Raw genomic sequence first — 6,852 nt, 5'->3', positions numbered from 1 at the left:
ACGGTCCCGCACGGGCCCCGGCCGGGGCCCGAGCAGCTGGAGGAGGCGATGGACTACGTCCTGGATCGGGCCCGCCGGCTCCCGGTGCGGCCCGCCGAGCCCGGCGGGCCGATCCCCGCGGTCCTCCTCGCGGTGGCCCGGGCCCTGACCGGCACGGACGGCACGGCGGCCGCCACGGTGCTGCACGACCTGCTGTCCGTCCTTCCCGCGGCGCTGCCCGACAACCGGTGCGAGGCGGAGAAGTGGCACCTCGACAACGGAGGACGGCTGCGCAAGACCGGGCACCTCGCCCACGCCTACCGGCGCGACAACGAGCTGCTGACCCCGCTGATCGACCTGGCCGCGCTCACCGTCGCGTTCGACAGCACCCTGACCGCCGTCGCCGACAGCCTCGCCCGGCGCCTGCCCGGCGAACAGCCCTGGGCCGCGGCGCTCGCCGCGGCTCTGCTGGGCTACGGCACGGCCCGCGGCGAACAGCTCCCGCGGACCTACAACACGCAGCGCGCGTGCGAGAGTGCCAGGGAGGCCTACCGGCTCCAGCGCGGCATGTCTGCGGCCGCCATTCTCCTCCAGTACACCCTGGCCACCCGCGCCGCCGGCCCGCAGGCAGCGGCACCGGTCGTGCACCGGTGGGTGCGGCCGCCCGCGGCGCTGGTGCAGCCCCGGCTGCCGTTCGGCGGCACTCCTGCGGCCGAGGGCGAACCCGGCCTCACGGGTGCGGAGTCGGCGCTGACGCTTGAGGCCGTCGAGCGGTGGGCCCGGGACCGGTTCCATCCGGTGCGGGAGTCGGACGTGCTGCTGCTCGCCCCGCTGGACCCGCCGTCGGCCTGGCCCCGGGCCCGCGCCGCGCTGGAGGAGCTGCCCGGTCTGCTGCCCTGCCCCGACCTGCTCGCCTGGTGCGGCGTGCCCGTCGTGTCCCTGGGCGGGGTGACCTGATGGTCGTGTTCGACTTCGACGGCGTCCTGCACGACTCCCGCGAGCGGGCCTGCCGCTGCTACCAGGAAGCCCGCCGTGAGATGGAGCTGTGGGCCCTTCCCGACCTGGCCGGCTCGGGCGATCTGCCCGTCGTCTACCAGGGCGTGCTGGGTGCGTCGCTGATCCGCTGGATCGCGTTCGAGACCGCGGAGCGGTTCTGGAAGCGCCACGCCGAGTTGACGGACCGGGCCGCCGCCGAAGAGCCGCACGGCGTCATCCCGGACCTGGTGGCACCGCTGGCCGAACTCTCCGCCGGGCCAGGGTACGCGGTGGTCACCGGAAGCCACCGCAGCACCGTCCGCGCCCTGCTCGCCCGTGACCTGCCCACCGGGGCGATGCCCCGCGTGCTGCTCTCCCGAGACGACGAGGGCAGCAAGACCGAAAAGCTCAGGTTCCTGCACGCCCGGCACGGGGCGAGGGCGTACGTCGGCGACACCGGCAGCGACGTCCGCCACGCCCATAACGCCGGAGTGACCGCGATCGCCGTCGCCTACGGCTACCCGAACCTCGAGGACCTCAGCGCCGCCGAACCGGACCAGCTGCTGGCCACCCCCGCCGCCCTCGCCGCCTGGTGCCGTGCACCGGCCCGACGGTGACAACCCAGTACCGGTCTCGGCTGCCACCGTCAACCACACCAGCCTCGCCCCTCGTGGGTGGCCGGCCGACGACTGAGCGCCCCAGGTCATCCGGACAGTGAACGGAGAGCGTTGCATGCAATCCCACGGGGCGAAGCCCAACAAGCGGCTCGACGCGCTCATCAGCGAAACGGGCATTTCACGAAAGGAGCTGGCCAAGAGGGCCAACGAGAAGTCGTTTGCCACCGGGCGACGAACTGCCTACGCCCACACGAACATCGCACGATGGATCGTGGAGATACATGGCCGCGGCACCACCGATCCGGCCGTGGCGAGCTGCTACGGCTGTCTGACAGAGGACGACACCGACCGCAAGCGCAACCTCTACCGCATCAAGGTCGGTTAGGCGTCTCATGACATCCCAGCGACCGGCACCGAACACCAAGCTCGGCGGACTCATCACGAAATCGCAGGTGTCACACAGGGAACTGGCGCGCCGGGTCAATGGGCTGGCCCCGGCCACCGGACGGCAAACTGCGTATACCCACACCCGTGTCGCCAAGTGGATAGCCGGTTCGACTCCCAGGAGAGAGGAGGTGCAGCTTCGGATCGTCAAGGTGCTCGGCGATCTCCTGGGTTACGCCGTCACTCTTGAGGATGCTGGATGGGGTGTCCCGGCCACCCCGCGGCCGGACATCGGATTGGATTTCCCCCAGGACCGCCAGGCCGCTCTTGAGGGCGCCGTGACTTGCTGGAGCACCGTGGACCGTCGTGATCTCTTCAACTTGACGGGCGCGGCGGCGTTCTCGACGCCAGCCATGCGTTGGCTGGCCAATCCTGCCGACGATTCGGCCCCCCATACCGGGGCGGCGCGGGTCGGGCAGACTGATGTCGTCCGGTTGTGGACGGCTGCTGCCGAGGCGCAAGTCCTGGACTCGCGCTATGGAGGCGGACACTGGCGCTCCAGCCAGGTCATGGCCTGCCTCCGCGAAGCGGGACCGCTGCTCAGTGGAACGTACACGGCTGCCACGGGGCAGGCCCTCCACGGTGCGCTGGCCGAGCTTTCGCGGGTGGCGGGCTGGGCGGCGATGGACGCCGGGGACCGTGCCGCTGCATATCGGCTCCTGATCCAGGCACTGCGCCTGGCTCGGGCCGCCGGTGATGTGGAGCTCGGTTGTTATGTCCTCGCCACGATGTCGCTCGCAGCATTTCTGGCCGGCCGGTGTGTGCAGGCCGCGGAGATGGCGTCCGCCGCGTACGAGCGTGGGCGCGGGCACGCGGCACCGAGGGTTTTGGCGTTCTGCAAGCTCGCCGAGGCCAGGGCTCTGGCCAAGCAGGCCGACGGAGCGGGCGCGGGAGCGGCGCTGGCCCTGTGCGAGCGGCTGCTGTCCGGGATCCGGCCCGGAGCGCACGACCCGGAGTGGATCTCGTACATGACCGCTGAGCGGTTGGCGACCGACAGCGTGGAGATCCACCGGGATCTCGGCCTGACCCGATCCGCCATGGTCTGGGCAGAGCGCGCCGGCGGGATGCCGGTGGGCCGCTACACGCGGGCGGTCGGCATCAGGGCCGCCGTTGTGGCCAGCGCCCACCTCATCGACAGCAACCTCGAGCTGGCGCTCGCGGACGGGAACCGGTCCGTGGACATCCTCAGCGGAGTACGCTCACCCCGGGCCCACACCTACCTGCACGACGTGGCGGACCGGCTCGGCCAGTGGAAGGACGAGCCCGGAGTCCGTGACTTCGTCCACCGGGTGAGGACCGAGCTGCCGTCGGTGGGCTGAGCCTTCCAGTCGTTCAGGCGGCGGTCAGCTGGGCGGCGCGGTGCGCGAGGTCGGCCGCGCCGCGGATGCCACGCCGGGCGTACATCGCCAGGACGGGGCGCAGCCGGTCGAGTTCGCGGTGGGCTCGGTGGGAGTCGACGCCATCCATCAGGTCGACGCTGCGGTTGAGCAGGTCGACTGCTTCCTCGTGCCGGTTCTGGGCGGCGACGGCCCGGCCGATGTTGGCGAGGGTGAGCGCGCGACTGCGGCGGTATGCGGTTTCGGTGCGCTCGGTCAGGGCAGCGCGGTAGTGGCGTTCGGCGGCGGCGTGGTCGCCCATCTCGGTCAGGGTGCGGCCGGTGTGGGAGGCAACGACGGCGGCGGTGGGGCCGGCGGCGGCTGCGTAGGCGGGCAGGTTGTCGGTGTCGGTGAGTGCGGCGTCCTGGGCGGCGATGATCAGGGCTGAGGCGGCGGTGGGGTTTCCGCTCGCGCCGTGGGCGCGGGCGGCGGTGATGAGCAGCAGTGCTTCGGTGCGCCGGTCGATTCGTCCGTGGGCCCGGGCGAGCGCGGCCTCTGCCAGGTCGACGGTGCCTGCTGGGTGGCCGAGGTCGAGTGCCTGGTGGGCGAGTGCCCGCATGGTCCAGGCGGCCTGCCCGGCCGGGTCGGCCTCGCAGGCGAGGCGGAAGGCGAACTGGTAGTGGCGCTGGGCCGCCCCCTCGCGTCCGGCGTCGTGGCATTTGAACCCGACCAGGGTGGCGAGCGCGGCGGCGGCCTCGAACGCGTCGTGGCGGACCTGGCCGTTCGGGAAGGCGCCGCCCAGCATAGGCGCGACGACGTCGCTCAGGAATACCGCGCTGACGGCGAGGCTGTGTCCGCCGCCGAGGAGTTCGTCGGATGACCGGAAGGTGTCGGTGAACTGGCGGACGGCTGCGACTTCGGTGGCTCCGACACGGCGGCCCGGTGCTGCGGCGTACAGGGTCGCGGCGGCGGCCTGCGGGTCGAAGGTCAGCGGGGCCAGGACGGCCGCGGCGGAGAAGCCGAGGGCGAGGAAGTCGCGGCGGTTGTGCACGAGGAGTCTCCCGAGTTCGGTTGCGGCGACCACGGGGCTGAGGAGTATGAGGTTCGCGCTCGTGTCCTCGCCCAGGCCGATCTCGGCGACCGTGACGGGCCGCCCGAGTTTTCTGGACAGCGCCTCGGCGACGTAGAAGGGGGTGCTCCCCGCCGGAATGGCCCCGACGGTCACCCAGGCGTGGACGGCGGATCGGGACGTGCCCAGCCGGACCCCGGATTCGGCCGCGACCGCCCTGGTGGCGCGCGCCAGCGCTTCGAAGGTGAGGCCGGCCGCGGCCATGGCGGCCGCGAGCCGGTCGTTGGGTTTCCTGGGTGTCGCCACTACACGCCTCCTGACGATCGCGTCACCGACGGACCCGGTCGGTGGCGACCACGCTAGCGCCGCGGCGGATCTGCGGTCTGCACTCTGCAAAGGCGGCAAATCACCTTCCACACAATGGAACTGACGGACAGTCGGTTCACCTGTCTGCGGACAGTGACCTCCCGGTGGCGCGTGTCTCAGATGACCGGTGGGCGCCCGGCCCGGGTCAGCCGCCACGCGGTGGCCCAGGAGATCGGGCGGCGCTCGCCGTGGCCGCCGCGAAGCCCCTCCCACAGGCCGGCGAACCACGGTGCCAGCGTCCGCGGGGAGCGTCGGGACCGTAGGGCAGTGATGATGACCCACATCGTGATGTAGACGGGGACGAGCGGCGCGGGCAGGCGCCGGTAGGCGACCCAGACGCGGTTGCGGGCGACCAGGCGCTGGTACAGCGCGTGGCGGGCGGGGTCGCTGGCCGGGTGGTGGACGATCACCTCCGGCGCGTACCAGCCGGTCAGGCCGGCGTCCCAGATGCGCAGCGCGAGGTCGAAGCCCTCGTGGTAGAGGAAGAAGTGGCCGGGCCAGCCGCCGACGTGGTCAAAGGCATCGCGGCGGATCAGGATGACGCCCTCTGCCATTGCTGCGACGGTGCCGGGTCGGGTGGGGTCTCCGGCCCGTAGCCGGGGCACCCAGCGCCGGACTGTGACGCCGGTGACCGGATCGGCGATCCGCGGCTGGACGTAGGCGGCCTCCGGGTGCAGGCGGGCCTGGGCGACGAGGCGGGACAGGATGTCAGGAGAGGGCAAGACGGCGTCGTTGTCGAGGAAGAAGACGAACTCCCCGGCTCCGTCGTCCGCCAGCGCCTGGGCGCCGATGTTGCGGCCTTCAGGGATGCCGACGTTCTCGGGCAGCGCGAGCGTGGCCACGCCGTCGGGCACGAGGTCAGGTTCGACGCCGTTGCCGACCACGACCACGTGCAGTTCGACTCCCTCCTGGCCGAGCAGCGACTCCAACGCCGCCGCCTGCTCGGGACGGTCGTTCATGGTGAGGACGACGACGTCGACGACGGCGGGGGCAGGTCTGGTGGGGCTCATGCGCGCTCCGGGGACGAGGAAGCAGGGACGCAGGCGATCGGTCGAGGGGCCGGCCGGTGCGCCTGCAGCGTCCTGCCTGGGCAACTATCGGTCGGCCGTGCAGCAACGGGGCGGTGGACTCCGGTCTATGGGCGCCGCCGGGCCGCTCACCGCATCGCCCTCCCTCACCTCGGTGGTGTATCACAGTAGTGGCCATTCCGTTGCATTCTGTAGTCGCGCAGGTTGCGGCTGTCCTCGGCGGCCTTCAAGCCCCCGTGTGAGAGCAGCCCGGGTTCGGGGTCCAGGCTGCGCCAGTGCGCACCAGTCAAGTGCCCCGGCGCGGGTCGGCGGTAGGGGCTATGGCACTGGGCGCGTTCATCGCGTTCATGATCACGTCTTGCCGGGTGCCACTGCCTGATCCTGCCCGCTCCACCTCGTCGCGGCCAGCTGCGACGGCTGGGAGGTGGTTGCGAGCTGCCGGCTGCCGTAGAGCACGATCCCGGTCCGACGCCGGACGACGTCCGTTGGCGTGCGGCCACCAGTGCCACGAGGGAGGCCTCCTCCCGATCATGAACGCGATGAACACGTCCGTGACCGCCGCTCTCTACCTCCGCCCCGGACCCGCGGGTTCACTGGGAGAAGTCCGCAACACCCAGAGGCAAGAATCCACCGCTTGACCGAGGTGTCGTCATATGGCTCTGCTCGCAGTGCAGTTCAGCGAGAAAGAGCGACGGATCGCCAGGCCCCAGTGCGCACGAGAATCGTGGTGCGCCTGCCGGGCCGAGCGGTCCTCGATCGTCCGCGAGGAAGGAGGACACAAAAACAGGGCCAAGCACGCGCGAGGTCCCGCGGACACATCGCTGTCATGCGGTCCGACCGGTCGGACGAGTGGGTGCGGTTCATCCGGTCGGGTTGATCCTCGGAAGGGGTGTTAGTGGCGGACCTGCCGAAAGTGCCCCCTGAAAGTGCCTCCCGCTGACCGTCGATCTGCTGTGTGCTTAGCCTGCGCGTTTCACTTGGGGCCGTGTCCGGATCATGAGCGGGAACGCGAAAGTGCCTTCTGAACTGGGATGATGAGGCTTGTCTAAGGTCTCTGT

At 71.3% G+C, this 6,852-nt stretch carries 5 protein-coding genes and 1 pseudogene; 4 read left to right on the top strand and 2 right to left on the bottom strand.

Translation table 11 applies throughout. The annotated features are described in order from the left end of the window. The 4 genes and pseudogenes from ACFU7Y_RS36935 to ACFU7Y_RS36920 all read left to right on the top strand — a co-directional run. Positions 1-936, top strand: a pseudogene (locus tag ACFU7Y_RS36935) (hypothetical protein); the annotation flags it as partial. Next, complete coding sequence (locus ACFU7Y_RS36930) at positions 936-1,571, top strand: HAD family hydrolase (protein ID WP_380770979.1); 636 nt, start codon at positions 936-938, stop codon at positions 1,569-1,571. The pseudogene ACFU7Y_RS36935 and the gene ACFU7Y_RS36930, both read left to right, overlap by 1 nt. A gap of 115 nt (positions 1,572-1,686) precedes the next feature. Continuing rightward, positions 1,687-1,956: a hypothetical protein gene (locus ACFU7Y_RS36925; protein ID WP_380770978.1), complete on the top strand. Its 270-nt coding sequence runs from the start codon at positions 1,687-1,689 to the stop codon at positions 1,954-1,956. Between the two features lie 190 nt (positions 1,957-2,146). Then, positions 2,147-3,334 (top strand): sporulation protein, encoded by a 1,188-nt coding sequence (locus tag ACFU7Y_RS36920; RefSeq protein ID WP_380770977.1) that lies wholly within the window; start codon positions 2,147-2,149, stop codon positions 3,332-3,334. 13 nt (positions 3,335-3,347) lie between these two features. Here ACFU7Y_RS36920 and ACFU7Y_RS36915 read toward each other — a convergent pair whose 3' ends face one another. Then, entirely contained in the window at positions 3,348-4,706 is a 1,359-nt protein-coding gene (locus tag ACFU7Y_RS36915; protein WP_380770975.1) for a tetratricopeptide repeat protein, read from the bottom strand. Between the two features lie 176 nt (positions 4,707-4,882). Next, positions 4,883-5,776, bottom strand: a complete 894-nt coding sequence (locus ACFU7Y_RS36910; RefSeq protein ID WP_380770974.1) for a glycosyltransferase family 2 protein — start codon at positions 5,774-5,776, stop codon at positions 4,883-4,885. Between the last annotated feature and the right edge of the window lie 1,076 nt (positions 5,777-6,852).

The sequence above is a fragment of the Kitasatospora sp. NPDC057542 genome (assembly GCF_042801945.1).
Taxonomy (GTDB): domain Bacteria; phylum Actinomycetota; class Actinomycetes; order Streptomycetales; family Streptomycetaceae; genus Kitasatospora.
This window is presented reverse-complemented; position numbering and strand designations above follow the sequence as displayed.

Bases quoted from the DNA above. Each gene is read 5' to 3' on its own strand.
- ACFU7Y_RS36930 (WP_380770979.1), top strand. From the start codon at position 936: ATGGTCGTGTTCGACTTCGACGGCGTCCTGCACGACTCCCGCGAGCGG.
- ACFU7Y_RS36925 (WP_380770978.1), top strand. From the start codon at position 1,687: ATGCAATCCCACGGGGCGAAGCCCAACAAGCGGCTCGACGCGCTCATC.
- ACFU7Y_RS36910 (WP_380770974.1), bottom strand. From the start codon at position 5,776: ATGAGCCCCACCAGACCTGCCCCCGCCGTCGTCGACGTCGTCGTCCTC.